The organism is Phocaeicola coprocola DSM 17136 (assembly GCF_000154845.1).
GTDB lineage: Bacteria > Bacteroidota > Bacteroidia > Bacteroidales > Bacteroidaceae > Phocaeicola > Phocaeicola coprocola.
Genome location: NZ_DS981488.1, coordinates 1 through 20,354, shown reverse-complemented (window position 1 = coordinate 20,354; position 20,354 = coordinate 1). Strand labels below are relative to the sequence as shown.

Genomic DNA, 20,354 nt, shown 5'->3' with positions numbered 1-20,354 from the left:
ACGCTAAGGGACAGTTTATTATTGTCCGAAAAACGGTGGGTGATTTTCCCGTTGATGTCGTGAAAGGCATAGCGCACGTTCTTTTTGTCATCGGGATTGGAACGGTTGAGCAGGAAGAATGCCGGAGCTGTGAAAAGATCTGCCCAACTTCTTCGCATGGCTATGTTGAACGAGGTCTTGTCTTTTATGATCGGGCCTTCAAACTGGACTCTGCCATCGAGCAGCCCCAAGGAGAAAGTCCCGTGAAACTCCTTCATGTTCCCCTCTTTGGTGCGTACATCCACTACGGAAGAAAGTCTGCCGCCGTAACGTGCCGGGAAACCGCTTTTATAGAAATCCACGTTTTTGATAATATCCGTATTGAAAGCGGAGAACAGCCCGCCCAAATGGTTGATCTGGTAAAGCGGTGTTCCGTCCAGCAGAAAAAGGTTCTCATCGTTCTTGCCTCCGTGTACATACATGCCGGAAAGCAGCTCCGTTCCGGAAGCCACACCGGGAATATTCTGGAGGGTCTTTACCAAGTCCGGTGAACTAAGCAGCGAAAACTCCGTATTCAACTGTTCCGAGGTCAGCGACACTTTGCCGGTCTGTGTCGTGCGGAGGGAAGCGTTCAAGTCTGCAACCACTACTACTTCTTTCAGCGAAGTATTGCTTTCTTTCAGGTAGATGACACCGTTGTAATTGGATGTCAAATCCACCTCCTTCACCACATCCTGATAACCTATATAAGAGAAACGAAGTTTGTGTTTCCCCTCCGGCAGCGTAATGCTGAAAAATCCCTGTTCGTTACTCAGTGTTCCCGTTTGGGTATTCAAATCGAAAATGGTCACGTTGATCAGCGTTTCTCCCTTATCCTCGCATATGTGGCCGGAAAAAGTATAGTTGTTCTGGCGGAACAGCAGGACATATTCTCCCTGAATCTCCCATCGGATGCCGGTTCCGCTGAAAATCCTTTTTAGGTTCTCAGGCAAGGAACTGCTCCGCTGGAAGATACCTTTGGGCTTTATATTTGCCAAGGAAGAATCGTATACGAAATGAACAGAATACATTTTTTGCATGGCATCTATGGCTTTTTTCATTTCGGTTGAATCCTGTTGGGCTTTAGCACCCAGAGAGACACACAATATAATCGCAATGATTGTTAACTTCATTGTTTTACTTTTTCTATCTTTACATTCAACACTTTCTCTATAAACCTGATTATTTCATCAAGGCTTTTGTTCTTGAAGCTGGCCGTCAGGCGTTTATTCTCATTGCTTGCGGATAGTTTGACTTTATAATATCGGGACAATTCCTCAAGTACCTTTGGAAGTGGGGCGTTGTCGAAAATAAAGCTGCCCGCTTTCCGTTCTTTGATTACCTGTACGTCCGGTTGTTCTTCCGTCACTTGCGCTGCCATGCCTCCGGTCAGTATCACAACGTCCGGTTGCCCGATTGCTGAGAACTGCACCTTTCCCGATGTGACTTGCACGATAGCTGTGTCTGCACGGCTCTCATCGACGGTAAAGACAGTACCCAATACCCTGACTTGGGACAGTTTCCCTTCTACCGTAAACGGGTGGGCATTGTCATGCTTGACAGAAAACGCGACTTTTCCTTCCATGTGAACTTTGCGGCTGGATTTCCGGTAATCTTTTGCGTGGAAACGGACGGAAGAATGCGGGAACAGGGTTATGGAGGAACTGTCCGGAAGCATATAATCCACGGGGTGCGAGTAAGCCGTTACCTCCTTCCATGCTCCGTTTTCCCGGAAGCGGGGATAAATAAGGACTGCGACCAGAATGGCTGCCGCCATACCGGGAAGTATCCACCACAAGCGGAAGGATTTCCGTTCCTGTTCCGTTATCTGGTATTTCTCTTTGAAAGCCTTCAATGCTTTTTGCGTATCCAACTTGTTCTTCTGATAGTGGCGCAAGACAAAATGAAGGCATTTTTCATCCGTGGTTCTCATACTCTTTTATTTTGGTTTTCGTATTAATGACTGGGATTACAGACAAATTCACTATGCGGAATTTGTGAATATTAGTTAAATAAGAATGCGTAAACTTTCTGTGTCCCTTCCCGTATCAGTCGGAGCGCCTTGCTGATGTGGTTATCCACCGTATTTACGGAAATCTGGAACTTGGCGGCTATCTCCCTGTATTTCATGCCGTCGCGTTTGTTCAGCAGGAATATCTCCCGGCAGCGTTCGGGCAAGGCATCAATGGCAGTCCACATCCGCGCTTCCCTGACCGAACGTTCCTCCGCTTCCTCATCGCTCAACGTATCTTCAAAATCAGAAGGGGAAAGATTCGGATCATAAATCTCCTCCTTCTTCAGATAGTCCAGGCTGCGGTTGCGGGCAGTCGTATAAAGGTAGGCTTTGACATTTTCTATCTCGGCTCCACTGATACTTAATTTCTCCCACAAGGCAGAAAAACTATCTTGTACGATGTCTTCTGCAATATCCGTATCATGGACATAGTGCAGCACGTACAAGCATAACGAACGATAATGGTATTTAAATGTTTCGTCTATGTCTATTGTAAATTTATTCATACAAATAGGCTTATTATTCTGTGTGTCTACATAAAAGGACACAAAATAAGGCAAAATTCACTATTTCATATTGTTAAAGAAATATAACGTACCCCTTTCCCATATACACATGGTGGAAAACATCACGGGGTTTCCGCACTTTCCTTTCCGTTTTTCCACATTCTTTCTTTTTTTCCGTCCTATATCTATCGGAAAATAAAAAATACGTTTATGGAAGAAAAAGAAGTTGCGCAAGGTTTATTTGATGGTGGAGTTCGGAAAACCTTTTGCGGTAAAAAGGAGATGTATGTAGCCCTCATGGCAGAACCAACTTTTTCGCAGTTCTCCAAGTTCATGCCCGTATCCAAGAAAGACGAGGTATCGGCTATGAGAACGCTTATCAAGGACTGCTTCATCGAAGGTGACCACGAACTGGTAAATAATAATTTCCGGTTCCTCTTCGGCTTGATGGGACAACTCACCGACTTATTATCACCCGCTAGAGCACGCTCATAAATTAATAGAATGTTGGGCGGTACGTGACGACCAGCAACATCCGGCAACAGATGATTTACGCGCGTCACTACTTTCCCGGCGTCAACCAACATAAGGTGACGGACGAGGAGCCCGAACAACTTTCGGAAGAAGTACTCTGACTGTACGAACAGGTGATAATAAGTCAAATAAGCTAAGAAATAATAAAAATGTTAAATCTTCATCCTTTAGAATGTACAATTAAAGACAACGACCATATTCCTGACTTATTGCTTATAAAATATTGAGGAATAATTAGTTGTAAATACTCCTTATGTATTTAGAATCTCAAAACAACCAAAAATAACCAGAAATATTCAAGCGTAAGTCTTTATCTATCAGAATATTCTAAAAATTAACACTTTTCGGCTGCTTTTTGATGCTTCCCAAATTTCCACATATTTTTGAGACGTATTTCTGACGTGGAGAATTTGCGGAGCTTGTTTTTTGCCACATCGTGCGGACAGTTGACAAGGGTTTACAACCGTTTACGATGAGCGACAACAACCGCCCTGATATGCAGCAATAGTAACATTGTGCAGAAAGGCGACAACGGTTGACCTCCGTTTACATCCGTTCACCATTTCAGAGATATACGATTGAAGGAATGAACCAGTAAACGATAAAAGCAGCATGAAAACAACCAGAAAATGCAATTTTTGCAGCAAGTCATTTGTAACCCGGAGCGGGGTACAGAAATATTGCAGCGAGGCTTGTCAGGCGGAAGCCAAACGAGCTAGAACGGAACAGAAGAACAACCTCTTCAAAGCTGTCCGCCCCTTGATGGAGATACAGCATCAGGAGTATCTCACCTTTTCCAAAGCAGCAGTACTCATGGGCTGTTCCCGACAGTACATCTATAAACTCGTAGCCCTCGGCAAACTGAAAGCCTCACGTATCAGCAACCGCATGGCGTTTATCCGCAAGACAGACATCGAGCGGATGCTGGAGGGCAATCCCTACCACCGTGTCCTGCCCGGCAGTACTTCCACTCCGAGAAAGTCCGCTTCATCTTCCCCGCTTGCCAAAAAAGAAAAAAGGGAAAAGGAAACCTATGAAGTGCTGGACTTCTATTCTGGCGAGGAGGTGATGTCGCTCTTCAAGGTCAGGCAGTCGTGGCTCTATACCACAGCCAAGCGCAACCGCATTCCCATCTGCCGCATCGCAGGGAAAAACTATTACAGCAAGAAACACGTTGACGAGTTCTTCGGTATGGCTATAGATACAAGCAATATCACCGATTGGCTCCTGATTGAAGAAGCGGAAGAACTGTTCGGCATGAAACCCTCCGCACTCCGGGCATACGCCTACCGCCACAAGATACCGACCAAAAGAGAATACGGGCGCACCTATTACTCCAAATCCCATCTGGACGAACTCCGCAGGACAGACCTCGTGAACGATGAACGCTACTACACCGTGGAGCAAGTCCGGCAGATTTACGGGCTTTCCTCCGCCAACATCAGCCATATCGTCAAGGTGAAGCACATCGAAAAGATAAAAGTAGGCGTGAAAAACCTGCTTTTACGCTCCGATGTGGAGCGTGTCATGGCTGAAAGGGAGAAACAACCGTGAGCAACCGACATTGCCGGAAAATTATTTCAAAATGATTGTCGTGGAGGTATTCACGGTTGTTTCACGTTGTTCCTTTGCCACCGTAAACACGGGAACACCCCCGAAAATGTACAACTTAAAACATCATCAATATGAGCAAATGCAAGACAGTTACCTTGCGCAAGCGCAAGATTAAGAACGGAACACAGTATTCGCTGTGTCTGGACTATTATCCCGGCTACCGTGACAACACCACCATGAAGGTGATTACACGTGAAGCTCTTGGAATTTACATCTTCGCCAAACCTGCCAACCAGCAGGAGCGTGATTTCAACGCACGCATGATGAAAAAAGCGGAGATACTGCGTAATAGGCGTTATGAAGCCATCTTCAACGAGAACAACGGCTTCTTTGACAAAGCCAAGATGAAAGGCGATTTCCTCGCCTACTTCAAGGGGTTGGCAGACAGGAAGAATATCAAGTGGCAGCACGTCTATAAACATTTCGAGCGGTTCGTGAACGGCAAATGCACCTTTGAGGAGGTGGACGTGGATTTGTGCCGCAAGTTCATGGAATATCTGCTTAACGCCCCACAATCCATACACACCAGCCAAAAGCTGCATATCAATTCTGCGGCGGGCTACTGGTCGGCTTTCCGTGCGGTACTTCACACCGCCTACCGGGACAGGAAGATAAAGGAGAACCCAAACGGATTCTTAGACCGCATCGAGTGCATTCCCACCATGAGGGAACATCTGAGCCAAGAGGAACTGATACGGCTTGCCGAAACGCCTTGTGAGGAAGAGGTATTGAAAAGGGCGTTCCTTTTCGGTTGTCTGACCGGACTAAGAAAGAGCGACATCAGGCAGCTCACTTGGCAGCAGATACAGCCGTACACCAACGGCAAGATGTTCGTGACCACCCGTATGCAGAAGACCAAACAGATTGTACACAACCCCATCAGCGATGAAGCCTACGGACTGCTTGGGGAACGGCACGAGGGACTTATCTTTGACGGTTTCAAGGACAAGATGCTGCAAGGACCACTCAAACGCTGGCTCTTGGCGGCAGGCATAACCAAGAAGATAACCTTTCACTGCACCCGGCATTCATTCGGAAGCCTGCACGTGGAAATGGGTACGGACATGGCTGTCATCCAAGCCTATCTGGGACACAAGAACATTACCACCACGCAGATTTATTCCAAGATGGCGGCACAGCAGATGTGCGAGGTCGTGGACAAGATAACCCTGAAACGCAAGGAAGCGTAAGGCGGTTCAAAATCCATGATATTCAGAGGGAGCGGTTATTGTTTGGAGCTTTAACCGTTCCTTTTATTTTGGTTGGTACTTAAAGTATGATAATTGAGTATGATTCCGGACATTTGGTGAAAAACATTGAAAAAGAAACCACTGACAAAGGATAATGAGTAATAATTGAAAGAAGACTATTAAATTTGCGAAAACAGTAACAAGTAACAACCGAATAAGACAAAGAATATGGAACCGTCCGTAAAAGACAAACATATCATTTTAGGATTTGTCGGCTTTGCCATCCTCCTAATATCTTCCATAGCGACACTGATTGTCGCTGAGAAATTCAACCAAGATACCTTTGTAAGGCTGATAGTCTTTGTGTGCAGCAACCTGTTGGGGTGGCTGCTCTACTTCTCCTTCCAGACAGTCATTTTCGATACATACGAAATCTACAGAATCAAGTTCGGCAGGAAAAAGACACCTGCCGAAATCACAGAAATTCAGGAAGACCAGTCCCAAGATGCACACAAGCCTGTAATATCGGCATCAATGCCAACAGGTGGAGAAGCGACCCCGGATATAAAACCGACAGAGATTGCCATATCCCCGGAGCTTCACGAGAAGAACCGTGCCGATTACGAGGACAGGGAGCAGCGGGAAAATGAGGAGCGCATCGCTATGGTCATGGAATACATCCATTTCATCATGCCCCGTATTGCTGACAAGGAGACCGTGAACCACATCTGTGCCGAGGTCAACAACTGGATGCGGCTCCACAGTTACAAGCCCAAGCCGATAAAAGGGCGGCTGACCAAAGATATTTCAAACATTCCGCTCCGCCATTTCGTGTGGAATATCTCCGAGCGTTTCATGTACAAGAAATACTACACGGGGGATAACCGTGCCCGCTTCATCAGCACCCTTTTCCCACGGGAGTTTGCCGATACGGACATAGCTACCATCAAGAACTTCAAGGTAGAGCCGTTAAAGACACTGATTCCCATTGACGAGCCTGAAAACGGCAGACTGGATTTCCATTATCCTGCGGATTATGTGCAGGAGAAGCGGATTTAAGCCTGTTTTAGAGTAATCACGATAATAACGACAAACAGCCAAAACTCATAATCCTCTGTTATACAATAATTCCCGAATAACTTTACCCGTCATTTGCGGTTGGGCATCGTTATTCGGGAATTATTTTGCAATGACCTTTCGTGGAGATATTCACGGCTGTATCATTCCAGTCCTTTGCGCCAAGCCTTACAAAAGAGGCGAGTACGCAAATGGAAAAAACAGTGATTACATTCAACGACCTCCCGGAGATTGTGGCTCAGCTTCGGGACGAGGTGATGAGCCTTAGAAGCCTGCTTACTGAGCAGCGCAGTGTGAACAACGCAAGGGCGGTGGACACCCATGTCCCCATGTCAGTGGAAGAGGCGGCGGAATATCTGGGCATTCCCAAAGGCACGCTCTACATGAAGCTGTCGGAGGGAAGCATTCCCGCCACCAAGCCCGGCAAACGATATTGCCTTTACAGGGACGAACTGGACAAATGGCTGGAATCCTCCCGGAAGAATCCCGTACCCCTGTCCGATGAGGAACTGAGCGAATCCTTATATTCTTCCCACCGCCGCAAGCCCGCTCCGCGTAATTGGTAAACGTCATGGAAGAGGACAAGAATTATATCAGTCTGATACATGGCGACCTGACGAGGGCGACCCAAGTACAGCACGGGATGCCGGACAGCATCGGCGTGATGAGTATCAAGACCGCCAACCGTACGATACTCGAAGCATCGCTGCTGCCCACGCCCCGTGCGCTCTGGGACAGTTTCTGGTATGAGGGGGAACTGTCCTGCCTCTTTGCGGATTCCAATGTGGGCAAGTCCATCCTTGCCGTGCAGATAGCCGACCGTATCGCCCGGACTGACGATGTGCTGTATCTGGACTTTGAACTCTCCGAAAAACAGTTCCAGCTACGCTATACCAGCGAGCATGGAACGCCATACATCTTTCCTGAAAGGCTGTACCGGGTATCGCTTGACTGCAATTCGTTGCTGGAAGCCGATTTCGAGGAAGCCATCATGGGAGGCATAGAACAGATGGCTCTGCAAACCGGGTGCAAAATCTTCATCGTTGACAATCTTACCTACCTGTGCTGCGCCATGGAGAAAGGCGATGCGGCAGGACGGCTGATGATACAGCTCAACAACCTCAAAAAGAGATACGGATTGTCCGTCCTTGTTCTGGCACATACACCCAAACGCTCTTTGGACTGTCCCATCACTTCCAACGACCTTGCCGGAAGCAAACGGCTCTACAATTTCTTTGACAGCGTGTTCGCCATCGGGAAGAGTGCGCAGGACGGAGGGCTTCGCTATGTGAAGCAGCTCAAAGTCCGGTACGGGACATTCTCCCACGATGCGGACAATGTAATCATCTACGAGATTGAGAAGGTGGACGCTTTCCTGCAATTCGTGTTCAGGGGTTATTCAACGGAAAAGGAACACCTGAAGAAACTGGGTGACAACGAATCCAGCCAGAGGGATTGCCAAATCCTGCAATTGTCCCAGTCCGGCAAGTCCGTCAGGGAGATAGCCTCACAGGTGAACTGCGGCAAGTCCACCGTCAGCCGGATAATCCAGCGCAGCAAGGAGGACAGGAATGCAGCCGTCCCAAGTGTCCCGCTGTCCCAACAGACAGGAAGTGGGACAATGGGACAGGTGGGACAGCATGGGACAAGCGGGACAGTAAGAGAAACAAAGCAGGCAGAGTTGTTTACAGGATATGGGAAAGAGGAGAATAAGGCATGAAAAAGCAGTCTGCACATAGCTGTATAAAGGATAACCGCTTCATTTACGGTACAAGGGATGATACAGGCAGAAGCCTGATGTCCCAAGGTGTCCCGGGGTGTCCCACTGTCCCAAGTCTTATAGGGACGGGACAATGGGACAGCGGGACAACAATCGAAAAACTCAAAAACAAAGACAAGCCATGAGCAACTATTCGTTACAGAAATATAAAGGAACGGCAACACGGCATACTTGCCCGAATTGCGGGGACAAGCGTTCTTTCACATGTTATGTGGATGAAAGCGGTATGCTCCTGCATCCGTCTGTCGGCAGGTGCAATCATGAGAGCAGTTGCGGGTATCATTATACTCCCAAGGAGTATTTCCACGACCACCCCGAATGCCATACCGACAAGGGGTTCTCTTTTGACAGGCAAAGGTCAGAACGGAAGCCCGGACAGACATCACCAAAAGCAAGCATAGGCTACATACCGCCAAAGTATGTGGAGAGGTCGCAAAGCGTGCACAGCAACTTCTTCCGCTTCATTTCCTCGCTCCTTGATTCCTATTACGGCAGCAAGGCAAAGGAAGTGTTGAAGCGGTTGCTGGAAGAGTACCGTCTTGGAGCAACCCGTGACGGGGCTGTCATCTTCTGGCAGATAGACCGCACAAACAGGGTACGCACGGGCAAGGTGATGCAGTACAATCCAGAGGACGGACACCGTATCAAGGGAGGAGAGGTGTCGGCAGTGGACTGGATACACAGCATACTGAAAAGGCAACGGGTACTGCCGGAGGATTGGCAACTTTCCCAATGCCTGTTCGGGGAACACCTGCTGAATGTCTATCCCGACAAGGTAGCGGTCTTGGTGGAATCCGAAAAGAGTGCCGTTATCGGCTCTGCCCTCTTTCCCGGTTATGTATGGCTGGCGACAGGCGGCAAAAGCCAGTTGAGAGAGGAAAAGCTCCGTGTGCTGAGCGGACGAACCGTGCTTCTCTTTCCCGATGCGGACGGATATTCGGAGTGGAAACAGCATGCCAGGGACATGACCTATTGCAAGGTTGTCGTGTCTGACATCATAGAGAAGAACGCCACACCGGAACAGAAGGCAGCCCATATCGACATAGCCGACTGGATTGTCTTCCAGATACGAGAAAGTAAAATAATGTGTACAGCCAATCATCTTGTAGAGGCGGAAAAAGTCCTCCGGCGGATGATAGAGAAGAACCCCGTCCTGCAAAAGCTGATAGATGATTTCGACCTTGTACTGGTCAGTACATCCCCAATCGGCAGTGGCGATGAAAACCCTCCTTAATGGAGGAGAGCGGAAGCCGTAGGCTGTAGCGGACAGACAAGGGCTTGCCCTTGATATAGCCCACTATAACTACACGCTCCGCTTTCGTAGTTGTGGGCTCTCCCGAGGGGCTGGGCGTTGCCCCGTCCCACTCAGGGCGTTTCACCCCTGAGAACCCCGAGCAAAGAGTGACCCTCTCTTTGCAATCTCCCTTATGGGCACAGCCTCTAAGAACCCCATAGCGGTTATGAGCGAACAGCGGCAAACAACTTTAGTTAATAACCAAATCAACATAAAAATGGCAACAAAATCAAGCATACATATCAAGCCCTGCAGAGTCACATCAAGTGGGGCTCATAACCGGAGAACTGCCGAATATATGCGCAATATCGGCAAGTCTCAAATCTACATCGTACCCGAATTGACTGCCGGTAACGAGCAGTGGATAAACCCGGGCTTCGGCAATCCCGACCTGCAGGCGCACTATGACTACATCAAGCGGATGGTCAAGGAAAAGACAGGACGTGCGATGCAGGAGAAGGAACGTGAACGAAAAGGCAAGAACGGGAAAATCACCAAGGTGGCTGGATGCTCGCCAATCCGTGAGGGCGTGTTGCTCATCAGACCGGACACGACACTGGCAGATGTGTGCAAGTTTGGCGAGGAGTGCCAGAGACGCTGGGGCATCACTCCTCTCCAGATCTTCCTGCACAAGGACGAGGGACACTGGCTGAACGGTCAGCCGGAAGCGGAAGACAGGGAGAGTTTCAAAGTCGGCGAAAGATGGTTCAAGCCGAATTACCATGCCCATATCGTTTTTGACTGGATGAACCATGACACAGGCAAGAGCTGCAAGCTCAATGACAAGGATATGACAGAAATGCAGAATCTGGCATCCGACATACTCCTGATGGAGCGTGGGCAGTCAAAGGCTGTTACAGGCAAGGAACATCAGGAACGTAACGACTTTATCATTGGGAAGCAGAAGGAGGAAATGAAGCGGCTTGATGCCACGAGGCAATACCGGGAACATGAGCTGGAAATGGCGAACAAAAAGATGCATGAAACGGAAAGCATTACCAACGCCCTTATCGAAAAGGCAAATGAAAAGGAACGGCAGAGTGAAGACCTTGACAGGGCTATCAGCGAGAAACGCTCCAGACTGAACAAGGAAAAAGGAAGTGAACTTCTGAACGCCGCTGTCGGCTGGGCTACCGGGAAATCGAAAGCCCTGAAAAATGAAATAGAGGATTTGCGCTGTGAGATTTCCACGCACGAGGAAACCATCGAACGGTTGCAGGATAAAATCCAGACCATACAGAACGACCACAGCCGTGAGCTGATGCAACTGGAGGCCAAACACCGGTCCGAACTGAACCGCAAGGAAACGGAACATGTACAGGAAACTACGAGACTCAAGAACCGGATTGCATGGCAAAGCCATATTATCGGCTGCCTCAGTTTCCTGCTGCTAAAAACAAGCGACATCTTCCGCAAGGCGGTACACAGTATCATCCGTTTTGCCCGTGATTATTACAAGTCCCGTTTTGACACGGAACAGGTATATGACATCAAGAACGCCCTTAACCTGTTCGGGGATGACAGACAATCACATCAGGCGGCAGGGGATTTCCTGTACTTCACTGCCAGGCAAAAGGGTGAATTTGACAACCGGGAGCAAATCAAAGCCAGACGGGAAGTTGACAATGTGGTGGAAGGGAATTATGACCAGCAGCAGAAAAGAGGTTTTTCGATGAAAAGATAATACCTTTATCTTATAATCCTCGCTTCAGGAGTAACGATAGAAATCAGTGCAGGTTATTTGAATAGCAAATTAAATAATCCGCCACCGATATCAATACCCAATTTGTTGCCTTTATACTGAAAATACGGAGCTACTATCGGAAGCGTTTTCGTTTTATGCAACGGAAAATCGGTATGGCTTCTGACGCCGAAATCCATCCCCCAGTTGGGAATGATGTCATAGGAAACGAATCCCCCGTAATTCGAGGAACTGAAAGGAGAAGAAAGAATGAAGGAGTATGAGGCAAATGTGTTTAGACGAATTTTCTCGTTGACGGGATATGTCAACAGCCCGGACAATCCCAATAGCTGACTCTCGCGTCTGGGGACACTCCATTTTACGGTATATGCCTGCAAGTTAAATGACCAGCAACCGGGAGAATATACATATCCGATACCTGCATAGTTCATTGTTCCCAAGCCGATGAAGTTTTCCTGCCTGCCTATGCCGTAAAAATAGCCGGAAGGATAGCTTTTAATGATACCGGAGGTCGAATATTCCCCCTCATGCAAAGGCGATTTGTCGGTAGGGAATGTCGGATTATATGGGTTCTGCACGTCAAATGTTATCTGGGACGGGCAACTGCCGGAAGAAAGATCAACCGCTTTCCGTATATCCAAAGGCTTTGGGGTAATGCTTCTTTCGTTATGAGGCGAAGTATTTCCTTCCTGAACGGAAACCTTGACGGTGTCACGCGACACTTGAAATTCCTGACCGTAAGAAGCGGCTTTATTTAGAAAAAAGAAAATCACTATAAAACAAGTAAATACTTTCCTGCTCATAAAATGATAATTTTAATATTCGGGACGAACATTTGGCTATATCAGAGATTCGTCCCGAATGATTGGTGAATAATCCGGTTCAATAAGGATTACAATTGCACAGTCATTATTCCGCAGTTTTCTTCACCGGTACCGCGAGTCCACATATACAATTTCGCTCCATTTGGGAAAGGATTGCCCACGATCATAATGTCATGACCGCTTTTCACTTCTTTACCAAATTGTACAGGGCCGTTAGGCGTGTATTTCCAATAGTACGCAGTCGTATATTCCACCCAGCCCCATAAAACTTTTTTAGACGCATTTACACGGATAGCCTGTTGGTTTCCTCGCATACCAATCTGTGCGGTGAACTTTCTTTTCTTCGTTTTCACGTAAACCCTGTTTATACCATTTTCGATCGTTACACCCAGCGGGACAGGATAAAGTAAAGAAAGTTCTTTTTTATATCCGTCATAATTTTCAAACTCCTTCATGTTCTTTCTCTCACCGGCGATACATACGAACCCTTCGGGGGTCAATGTGATTGCCTTGCTTACATTCAACACCGGCATATATATCGACAAATCGGTGCTGTCCTTGTCGTTGAATATAAAATCAGTCTGGTAAGCAGTCTTAATGGATTCATATTCTTCCTTGCATGTGGCGTTTAATATCTGTCCCAAGGCTTCGCTGTGCATCCTGTACATGGAGGTGAAGCCTTTCTGTCCGGATTCCCATTGCAGAAGTTCCTCATCGGACAACGTGCCCAAGGAATCGAGCAAGGCATTGTATTCCTCCTCACTGGAAAAGGAAAGAATATTTTCATGCAAACTTCTGGAGGCCGGGAAAGAATGGTTCTCCTCATTCATCGGATTGTTCACTATGTCATCAGAACTACATGATGATAAGACAGCCATTGCCAAAGCAAGACTAAAAAGCGTTTTTCTCATAATTGAAAAAATTTAATAATTGGTTATTATTTAAACATGGGCACATATAATGATATGCCGAACTCTTTGTTATTCTTTGTATTGGAGGCAAAAGCATTGTCATACAATGGCTTGAAACCATGCTTGTAGGAAGCGGACAATTTCATGCCGTTCTTAAACTCATAGCCTAAGGTGAGGACTATCGGAAAGTCGAAAACCCGCCCTTCCAAGTTTTCCTTCAATTTATCGGTTTTGAAATAACCGGTGGGTTCAATGCCAATACCGGCATACAGTCCGGAACAGATGCGGTAATTGATTGAGCCGTTCAAAGCAAGTCCCCATATCCATGCCTTGTCAGACCAGGGAACAACGTTGTTTCCATTCAAATCGAAGGACTCTGCTTTTCCCTGAACGGCTTTTCCCAATATGGAAGCATCAATCCAGAAACGGTTGGAAAGATCGAAGCCAAACTGGTAGCCCAAATTAAAGCCTACTCCGGGTGTCCATCGGGTTTCGGGGTAGGAAGAGTTGTTCGCCGTTCCCGTACTCATGTAAGCATATCCCGAATATTTTCCCAAATGTCCGTCCGTCACACCGATGATAATGCCGGATTTTTGTGCAAAGCATCCTATTCCTGCCAGCAAGAAAAGCATTGATAAAATTGTCTTTTTCATTTTTTTTATTATTATTTAGTTTTCCTGTAAATTGTCTATCCATTTCGTCTGGAACATCCTGCATCCTCCCACGACACCTATCCCGTTTATGACATTGGTGTAAGTAGAGCGTATGGGAGCCAGTTCAGAGTTTCCAAGCCCGTTGTTTTTCTGGTCGTTCAGTGATTTCAGATACCTGTAAAACTCTTCCGAAAGGCTGTACAGGCTGATTCTGTATTTCACTTGGCGTTTGATATGTTCGGTTCCGTCAGGGGTTATGAAGTCGTCTTCATAGTCTGCCTCGTAATTGGTATTCAGACGAACCGTGTAGCTTTTCCCTTTAATTTTCGTATCGTCCCAGTAATACAAATTCCGGTAGAACCCGTTTTCAATCATCAGGATATCGTCTAACCCGGAAGATGTATTCAGCAGAGGTTCGTCGTCCAAGTTCAACGCGAGGGTACTGCTTTCTTCCGAATACTTGCCATCGTTCCAGAACAGTTGTTTACGCTCCACCTTCAACGCATAATAGTCTTTTGTCTGCGCATTGTCTGTAAAGCCTATCCGAAACTGAAGCAGGTTCGGTTCACCGTCTTTGAGAGCCAATTTGATTGATGTCAAAGGGAATCGGGACGGGACAACCGTAGCGGATGAAACCGCTTTCATTCTTTCTGCCGCTGCGGTTATGTTGACCTTGTCGCCATCTTCATACGCCTTTACCGCGTAATAGCTTTGGGCGGGGACTCCCGGTATGGAATCGTCCGTCCATGCAAGGGGTACCGCTTCACCGTTTACGGACAGGTGGACGTCCGCTCCCTTCAGTCCCCGGACGAGCTCGCCTTTCTGACTGACGGGAAGGCTGCGTGAAAGGTGGACTACCGTTGTGTCGCCGCTTCCCGGATAGCTGTATAGCACCAGTTTGGGAGAAGCGCCCACATCGTCCAGTTCAAAATGATAGGTACAGGACGAAAGTAAGCCGATATACACGGGCAGTAATATATGATATAAATGTTTCATGCACTTAAAATTTGAGGGTATAACTAAACGAGGGTATAATCGGGAAAATGCCAAATCCCTTACCCCTGAAACCGCCGTCGGGCAGACGCTCTATCCGGGTATAAAACGCATTCATACGGCAATAGGCGTTATAAATGCTGACGTTCCAGATACGCTCGAATCCCCTTTTGGTAGTACGCCGGAAATTGACACCCAAATCGAGCCGATGATATGCCGGGAGCGTGATGTTGTTCGGTTTCTCGTAAACCAGTTCCGGTTCGCCTGAATCCGGTATGCCCGGAAAAGAGGGCCCGTTTACATACTGGTTCGGGACGGTGGCACGGTCGCCGCTACGGTAAACCCATGCGGCGTAGGCATCTATACGGTCATTGAACTTATGCCGGTAGGCGATGTTCAGTTTATGCCGGTTGTCGAACTTGCTGGAATACCAGCCGGGATAAAAATCAGTAAACTTTTGCAAGCTCCATGAAAGCGTATATCCTGCTTCGATGACATTGTAACGGTCTTTGTATGCCAATGACAATTCTACGCCGTAAGACTTTCCCTTGCCGGTCTTGACCAGATTGTCCCAGTTCTCGGCAGGAAGCATCAGGCTGTTGCCTCCGTCGTATTCCAGCAGTTGGCTTGTGGTACGGTAATATCCTTCCACGTTCAAACTGATATGCCAAGGCAACTCCGTATATATCCCGGCTGCCACTTGCCTTGAACGCATGGGACGAACTTTGCGTGTGGAAGGAACCCAACTGTCTGTCGGCAGGTTCAGATAGGTGTTTGACAGTTGGTGCGCAAATTGGCTCATTTCCGTATAGGACACTTTCATCGTGGCTTTTTCCGAGCATTGGTAACTCATGGCCAGTCTTGGCTCCAAGGAATGGTACATCTTTCCGTCTGTCTGATAAAGGGTGTAATGCAGTCCCGCGTTTAATTTCGTCCTGGAGGACAGCCGCATTTCATCTTCCACATAAAAAGCGACCTCGTTACCCTTATAGCTGCTTGCGTTTTCTGTCGATAAGGTATCCCTGTCCGTCTGGTTTCTGGAAGCCGTGCTTTGCGGATGATATATGTGATGCAGATAATTGCTGCCAAAGCGTATATGATGATTCGTGCCGGGACGGTAGTCGAACTCCATGCGGTATCCCATGTCGTCGATTGTGGAACGGTTGGACCGTTCCATTCCCGTCATGGAAGTTTGTTCCCCGTCGGAAAAGAAACGGCTGCCTTCCACATAATCATACATGGAGATATTGCGTGAATAGACACCGGTGAAACTGCCGGACAACTTCGGGACGATTTGACAGTTCCACGTCAAAGCCGTAGTCAGGTTGCCCCATTGAGCCTTGAAATCGGAGTCGTAATGTTCCCCGTCTTCGAACGTCTGCCGGGCTTTTGTCTTCAGCAGGTCATTTCCGGAATACACGCTAAGGGACAGTTTATTATTGTCCGAAAAACGGTGGGTGATTTTCCCGTTGATGTCGTGAAAGGCATAGCGCACGTTCTTTTTGTCATCGGGATTGGAACGGTTGAGCAGGAAGAATGCCGGAGCTGTGAAAAGATCTGCCCAACTTCTTCGCATGGCTATGTTGAACGAGGTCTTGTCTTTTATGATCGGGCCTTCAAACTGGACTCTGCCATCGAGCAGCCCCAAGGAGAAAGTCCCGTGAAACTCCTTCATGTTCCCCTCTTTGGTGCGTACATCCACTACGGAAGAAAGTCTGCCGCCGTAACGTGCCGGGAAACCGCTTTTATAGAAATCCACGTTTTTGATAATATCCGTATTGAAAGCGGAGAACAGCCCGCCCAAATGGTTGATCTGGTAAAGCGGTGTTCCGTCCAGCAGAAAAAGGTTCTCATCGTTCTTGCCTCCGTGTACATACATGCCGGAAAGCAGCTCCGTTCCGGAAGCCACACCGGGAATATTCTGGAGGGTCTTTACCAAGTCCGGTGAACTAAGCAGCGAAAACTCCGTATTCAACTGTTCCGAGGTCAGCGACACTTTGCCGGTCTGTGTCGTGCGGAGGGAAGCGTTCAAGTCTGCAACCACTACTACTTCTTTCAGCGAAGTATTGCTTTCTTTCAGGTAGATGACACCGTTGTAATTGGATGTCAAATCCACCTCCTTCACCACATCCTGATAACCTATATAAGAGAAACGAAGTTTGTGTTTCCCCTCCGGCAGCGTAATGCTGAAAAATCCCTGTTCGTTACTCAGTGTTCCCGTTTGGGTATTCAAATCGAAAATGGTCACGTTGATCAGCGTTTCTCCCTTATCCTCGCATATGTGGCCGGAAAAAGTATAGTTGTTCTGGCGGAACAGCAGGACATATTCTCCCTGAATCTCCCATCGGATGCCGGTTCCGCTGAAAATCCTTTTTAGGTTCTCAGGCAAGGAACTGCTCCGCTGGAAGATACCTTTGGGCTTTATATTTGCCAAGGAAGAATTGTATACGAAATGAACAGAATACATTTTTTGCATGGCATCTATGGCTTTTTTCATTATCGGTTGAATCCTGTTGGGCTTTTAGCACCCAGAGAGACACACAATATAATCGCAATGATTGTTAACTTCATTGTTTTACTTTTTTCTATCTTTACATTCAACACTTTCTCTATAAACCTGATTATTTCATCAAGGCTTTTGTTCTTGAAGCTGGCCGTCAGGCGTTTATTCTCATTGCTTGCGGATAGTTTGACTTTATAATATCGGGACAATTCCTCAAGTACCTTTGGAAGTGGGGCGTTGTCGAAAATAAAGCTGCCCGCTTTCCGTTCTTTGATTACCTGTACGTCCGGTTGTTCTTCCGTCACTTGCGCTGCCATGCCTCCGGTCAGTATCACAACGTCCGGTTGCCCGATTGCTGAGAACTGCACCTTTCCCGATGTGACTTGCACGATAGCTGTGTCTGCACGGCTCTCATCGACGGTAAAGACAGTACCCAATACCCTGACTTGGGACAGTTTCCCTTCTACCGTAAACGGGTGGGCATTGTCATGCTTGACAGAAAACGCGACTTTTCCTTCCATGTGAACTTTGCGGCTGGATTTCCGGTAATCTTTTGCGTGGAAACGGACGGAAGAATGCGGGAACAGGGTTATGGAGGAACTGTCCGGAAGCATATAATCCACGGGGTGCGAGTAAGCCGTTACCTCCTTCCATGCTCCGTTTTCCCGGAAGCGGGGATAAATAAGGACTGCGACCAGAATGGCTGCCGCCATACCGGGAAGTATCCACCACAAGCGGAAGGATTTCCGTTCCTGTTCCGTTATCTGGTATTTCTCTTTGAAAGCCTTCAATGCTTTTTGCGTATCCAACTTGTTCTTCTGATAGTGGCGCAAGACAAAATGAAGGCATTTTTCATCCGTGGTTCTCATACTCTTTTATTTTGGTTTTCGTATTAATGACTGGGATTACAGACAAATTCACTATGCGGAATTTGTGAATATTAGTTAAATAAGAATGCGTAAACTTTCTGTGTCCCTTCCCGTATCAGTCGGAGCGCCTTGCTGATGTGGTTATCCACCGTATTTACGGAAATCTGGAACTTGGCGGCTATCTCCCTGTATTTCATGCCGTCGCGTTTGTTCAGCAGGAATATCTCCCGGCAGCGTTCGGGCAAGGCATCAATGGCAGTCCACATCCGCGCTTCCCTGACCGAACGTTCCTCCGCTTCCTCATCGCTCAACGTATCTTCAAAATCAGAAGGGGAAAGATTCGGATCATAAATCTCCTCCTTCTTCAGATAGTCCAGGCTGCGGTTGCGGGCAGTCGTATAAAGGTAGGCTTTGACATTTTCTATCTCGGCTCCACTGATACTTAATTTCTCCCACAAGGCAGAAAAACTATCTTGTACGATGTCTTCTGCAATATCCGTATCATGGACATAGTGCAGCACGTACAAGCATAACGAACGATAATGGTATTTAAATGTTTCGTCTATGTCTATTGTAAATTTATTCATACAAATAGGCTTATTATTCTGTGTGTCTACATAAAAGGACACAAAATAAGGCAAAATTCACTATTTCATATTGTTAAAGAAATATAACGTACCCCTTTCCCATATACACATGGTGGAAAACATCACGGGGTTTCCGCACTTTCCTTTCCGTTTTTCCACATTCTTTCTTTTTTTCCGTCCTATATCTATCGGAAAATAAAAAATACGTTTATGGAAGAAAAAGAAGTTGCGCAAGGTTTATTTGATGGTGGAGTTCGGAAAACCTTTTGCGGTAAAAAGGAGATGTATGTAGCCCTCATGGCAGAACCAACTTTTTCGCAGTTCTCCAAGTTCATGCCCGTATCCAAGAAAGACGAGGTATCGGCTATGAGAACGCTTATCAAGGACTGCTTCATCGAAGGTGACCACGAACTGGTAAATAATAATTTCCGGTTCCTCTTCGGCTTGATGGGACAACTCACCGACTTATTATCACCCGCTAGAGCACGCTCATAAATTAATAGAATGTTGGGCGGTACGTGACGACCAGCAACATCCGGCAACAGATGATTTACGCGCGTCACTACTTTCCCGGCGTCAACCAACATAAGGTGACGGACGAGGAGCCCGAACAACTTTCGGAAGAAGTACTCTGACTGTACGAACAGGTGATAATAAGTCAAATAAGCTAAGAAATAATAAAAATGTTAAATCTTCATCCTTTAGAATGTACAATTAAAGACAACGACCATATTCCTGACTTATTGCTTATAAAATATTGAGGAATAATTAGTTGTAAATACTTATCCTTATGTATTTAGAATCTCAAAACAACCAAAAATAACCAGAAATATTCAAGCGTAAGTCTTTATCTATCAGAATATTCTAAAAATTAACACTTTTCGGCTGCTTTTTGATGCTTCCCAAATTTCCACATATTTTTGAGACGTATTTCTGACGTGGAGAATTTGCGGAGCTTGTTTTTTGCCACATCGTGCGGACAGTTGACAAGGGTTTACAACCGTTTACGATGAGCGACAACAACCGCCCTGATATGCAGCAATAGTAACATTGTGCAGAAAGGCGACAACGGTTGACCTCCGTTTACATCCGTTCACCATTTCAGAGATATACGATTGAAGGAATGAACCAGTAAACGATAAAAGCAGCATGAAAACAACCAGAAAATGCAATTTTTGCAGCAAGTCATTTGTAACCCGGAGCGGGGTACAGAAATATTGCAGCGAGGCTTGTCAGGCGGAAGCCAAACGAGCTAGAACGGAACAGAAGAACACCTCTCAAAGCT

At 46.9% G+C, this 20,354-nt stretch carries 19 protein-coding genes and 1 pseudogene; 10 read left to right on the top strand and 10 right to left on the bottom strand.

All coding sequences use genetic code 11. From position 1 onward, the window contains the following. From BACCOP_RS12220 to BACCOP_RS12210, 3 genes are all read right to left on the bottom strand, one after another. A partial coding sequence (locus tag BACCOP_RS12220) for a carboxypeptidase-like regulatory domain-containing protein (RefSeq protein WP_007569494.1) occupies window positions 1-1,151 on the bottom strand: 1,151 nt, incomplete at its 3' end. Further along, window positions 1,148-1,951 (bottom strand): FecR family protein, encoded by an 804-nt coding sequence (locus BACCOP_RS12215; protein WP_007558542.1) that lies wholly within the window; start codon window positions 1,949-1,951, stop codon window positions 1,148-1,150. The genes BACCOP_RS12220 and BACCOP_RS12215, both read right to left, overlap by 4 nt. Before the next feature lie 71 nt (window positions 1,952-2,022). Then, window positions 2,023-2,538: an RNA polymerase sigma-70 factor gene (locus BACCOP_RS12210; protein ID WP_007558540.1), complete on the bottom strand. Its 516-nt coding sequence runs from the start codon at window positions 2,536-2,538 to the stop codon at window positions 2,023-2,025. Window positions 2,539-2,748: 210 nt separating this feature from the next. Here BACCOP_RS12210 and BACCOP_RS12205 point away from each other — a divergent pair, with 210 nt between their 5' ends. The 8 genes from BACCOP_RS12205 (at window position 2,749) to BACCOP_RS12165 (ending at window position 11,711) form a co-directional block, all read left to right on the top strand. Further along, window positions 2,749-3,033: a hypothetical protein gene (locus tag BACCOP_RS12205; protein WP_007558537.1), complete on the top strand. Its 285-nt coding sequence runs from the start codon at window positions 2,749-2,751 to the stop codon at window positions 3,031-3,033. 651 nt (window positions 3,034-3,684) lie between these two features. Beyond that, window positions 3,685-4,626: a helix-turn-helix domain-containing protein gene (locus tag BACCOP_RS12200; protein WP_007557696.1), complete on the top strand. Its 942-nt coding sequence runs from the start codon at window positions 3,685-3,687 to the stop codon at window positions 4,624-4,626. A gap of 131 nt (window positions 4,627-4,757) precedes the next feature. Continuing rightward, window positions 4,758-5,876: a tyrosine-type recombinase/integrase gene (locus tag BACCOP_RS12195; RefSeq protein WP_007557695.1), complete on the top strand. Its 1,119-nt coding sequence runs from the start codon at window positions 4,758-4,760 to the stop codon at window positions 5,874-5,876. A 228-nt stretch (window positions 5,877-6,104) separates the two neighbouring features. Then, window positions 6,105-6,935: a hypothetical protein gene (locus BACCOP_RS12190; protein WP_007557693.1), complete on the top strand. Its 831-nt coding sequence runs from the start codon at window positions 6,105-6,107 to the stop codon at window positions 6,933-6,935. 209 nt (window positions 6,936-7,144) lie between these two features. Continuing rightward, complete coding sequence (locus tag BACCOP_RS12185) at window positions 7,145-7,519, top strand: helix-turn-helix domain-containing protein (RefSeq protein ID WP_040312055.1); 375 nt, start codon at window positions 7,145-7,147, stop codon at window positions 7,517-7,519. A gap of 5 nt (window positions 7,520-7,524) precedes the next feature. Continuing rightward, window positions 7,525-8,673, top strand: a complete 1,149-nt coding sequence (locus BACCOP_RS12180; protein ID WP_007558561.1) for an AAA family ATPase — start codon at window positions 7,525-7,527, stop codon at window positions 8,671-8,673. Between the two features lie 181 nt (window positions 8,674-8,854). Beyond that, window positions 8,855-9,967, top strand: coding sequence for a DUF6371 domain-containing protein (locus tag BACCOP_RS12170; RefSeq protein WP_040312054.1), 1,113 nt, complete (start codon window positions 8,855-8,857; stop codon window positions 9,965-9,967). 277 nt (window positions 9,968-10,244) lie between these two features. After that, the gene (locus tag BACCOP_RS12165; RefSeq protein ID WP_171028056.1) at window positions 10,245-11,711 is read left to right on the top strand and encodes a coiled-coil domain-containing protein; all 1,467 of its coding nucleotides are present in this window, start codon (window positions 10,245-10,247) and stop codon (window positions 11,709-11,711) included. A gap of 53 nt (window positions 11,712-11,764) precedes the next feature. Here BACCOP_RS12165 and BACCOP_RS12160 read toward each other — a convergent pair whose 3' ends face one another. The 7 genes from BACCOP_RS12160 to BACCOP_RS12130 form a co-directional block, all read right to left on the bottom strand. Further along, window positions 11,765-12,532 (bottom strand): hypothetical protein, encoded by a 768-nt coding sequence (locus BACCOP_RS12160; protein WP_007558554.1) that lies wholly within the window; start codon window positions 12,530-12,532, stop codon window positions 11,765-11,767. Window positions 12,533-12,621: 89 nt separating this feature from the next. Further along, on the bottom strand, window positions 12,622-13,464 hold the full coding sequence (locus BACCOP_RS12155) for a DUF4848 domain-containing protein (protein ID WP_007558552.1): 843 nt from the start codon (window positions 13,462-13,464) through the stop codon (window positions 12,622-12,624). Between the two features lie 26 nt (window positions 13,465-13,490). Next, complete coding sequence (locus BACCOP_RS12150; RefSeq protein WP_007558550.1) at window positions 13,491-14,117, bottom strand: hypothetical protein; 627 nt, start codon at window positions 14,115-14,117, stop codon at window positions 13,491-13,493. Between the two features lie 15 nt (window positions 14,118-14,132). Then, window positions 14,133-15,113 carry a DUF4249 domain-containing protein gene (locus BACCOP_RS12145; protein ID WP_007569488.1) on the bottom strand — a complete coding sequence of 327 codons (981 nt, stop codon included), beginning with the start codon at window positions 15,111-15,113 and terminating at the stop codon, window positions 14,133-14,135. Window positions 15,114-15,117: 4 nt separating this feature from the next. Continuing rightward, a complete protein-coding gene (locus tag BACCOP_RS12140) occupies window positions 15,118-17,607 on the bottom strand; it encodes a TonB-dependent receptor (protein WP_007569487.1) in 2,490 nt (829 codons plus the stop codon). Then, window positions 17,607-18,482, bottom strand: coding sequence for a FecR family protein (locus tag BACCOP_RS12135; RefSeq protein WP_007569486.1), 876 nt, complete (start codon window positions 18,480-18,482; stop codon window positions 17,607-17,609). The genes BACCOP_RS12140 and BACCOP_RS12135 overlap by 1 nt, the downstream gene beginning before the upstream one ends. Before the next feature lie 71 nt (window positions 18,483-18,553). After that, entirely contained in the window at window positions 18,554-19,069 is a 516-nt protein-coding gene (locus tag BACCOP_RS12130) for an RNA polymerase sigma-70 factor (RefSeq protein WP_007558540.1), read from the bottom strand. Between the two features lie 210 nt (window positions 19,070-19,279). Here BACCOP_RS12130 and BACCOP_RS12125 point away from each other — a divergent pair, with 210 nt between their 5' ends. Then, window positions 19,280-19,564: a hypothetical protein gene (locus BACCOP_RS12125; RefSeq protein WP_007558537.1), complete on the top strand. Its 285-nt coding sequence runs from the start codon at window positions 19,280-19,282 to the stop codon at window positions 19,562-19,564. A gap of 654 nt (window positions 19,565-20,218) precedes the next feature. Next, window positions 20,219-20,354: pseudogene (locus BACCOP_RS19935) on the top strand (DNA-binding protein); the annotation flags it as partial.

Bases quoted from the DNA above. Each gene is read 5' to 3' on its own strand.
- BACCOP_RS12160 (WP_007558554.1), bottom strand. From the start codon at position 12,532: ATGAGCAGGAAAGTATTTACTTGTTTTATAGTGATTTTCTTTTTTCTA.
- BACCOP_RS12145 (WP_007569488.1), bottom strand. From the start codon at position 15,113: ATGAAACATTTATATCATATATTACTGCCCGTGTATATCGGCTTACTT.
- BACCOP_RS12180 (WP_007558561.1), top strand. From the start codon at position 7,525: ATGGAAGAGGACAAGAATTATATCAGTCTGATACATGGCGACCTGACG.
- BACCOP_RS12150 (WP_007558550.1), bottom strand. From the start codon at position 14,117: ATGAAAAAGACAATTTTATCAATGCTTTTCTTGCTGGCAGGAATAGGA.
- BACCOP_RS12195 (WP_007557695.1), top strand. From the start codon at position 4,758: ATGAGCAAATGCAAGACAGTTACCTTGCGCAAGCGCAAGATTAAGAAC.
- BACCOP_RS12140 (WP_007569487.1), bottom strand. From the start codon at position 17,607: ATGAAAAAAGCCATAGATGCCATGCAAAAAATGTATTCTGTTCATTTC.
- BACCOP_RS12185 (WP_040312055.1), top strand. From the start codon at position 7,145: ATGGAAAAAACAGTGATTACATTCAACGACCTCCCGGAGATTGTGGCT.
- BACCOP_RS12210 (WP_007558540.1), bottom strand. From the start codon at position 2,538: ATGAATAAATTTACAATAGACATAGACGAAACATTTAAATACCATTAT.
- BACCOP_RS12125 (WP_007558537.1), top strand. From the start codon at position 19,280: ATGGAAGAAAAAGAAGTTGCGCAAGGTTTATTTGATGGTGGAGTTCGG.
- BACCOP_RS12215 (WP_007558542.1), bottom strand. From the start codon at position 1,951: ATGAGAACCACGGATGAAAAATGCCTTCATTTTGTCTTGCGCCACTAT.
- BACCOP_RS12130 (WP_007558540.1), bottom strand. From the start codon at position 19,069: ATGAATAAATTTACAATAGACATAGACGAAACATTTAAATACCATTAT.
- BACCOP_RS12165 (WP_171028056.1), top strand. From the start codon at position 10,245: ATGGCAACAAAATCAAGCATACATATCAAGCCCTGCAGAGTCACATCA.
- BACCOP_RS12135 (WP_007569486.1), bottom strand. From the start codon at position 18,482: ATGAGAACCACGGATGAAAAATGCCTTCATTTTGTCTTGCGCCACTAT.
- BACCOP_RS12170 (WP_040312054.1), top strand. From the start codon at position 8,855: ATGAGCAACTATTCGTTACAGAAATATAAAGGAACGGCAACACGGCAT.
- BACCOP_RS12190 (WP_007557693.1), top strand. From the start codon at position 6,105: ATGGAACCGTCCGTAAAAGACAAACATATCATTTTAGGATTTGTCGGC.
- BACCOP_RS12155 (WP_007558552.1), bottom strand. From the start codon at position 13,464: ATGAGAAAAACGCTTTTTAGTCTTGCTTTGGCAATGGCTGTCTTATCA.
- BACCOP_RS12205 (WP_007558537.1), top strand. From the start codon at position 2,749: ATGGAAGAAAAAGAAGTTGCGCAAGGTTTATTTGATGGTGGAGTTCGG.
- BACCOP_RS12200 (WP_007557696.1), top strand. From the start codon at position 3,685: ATGAAAACAACCAGAAAATGCAATTTTTGCAGCAAGTCATTTGTAACC.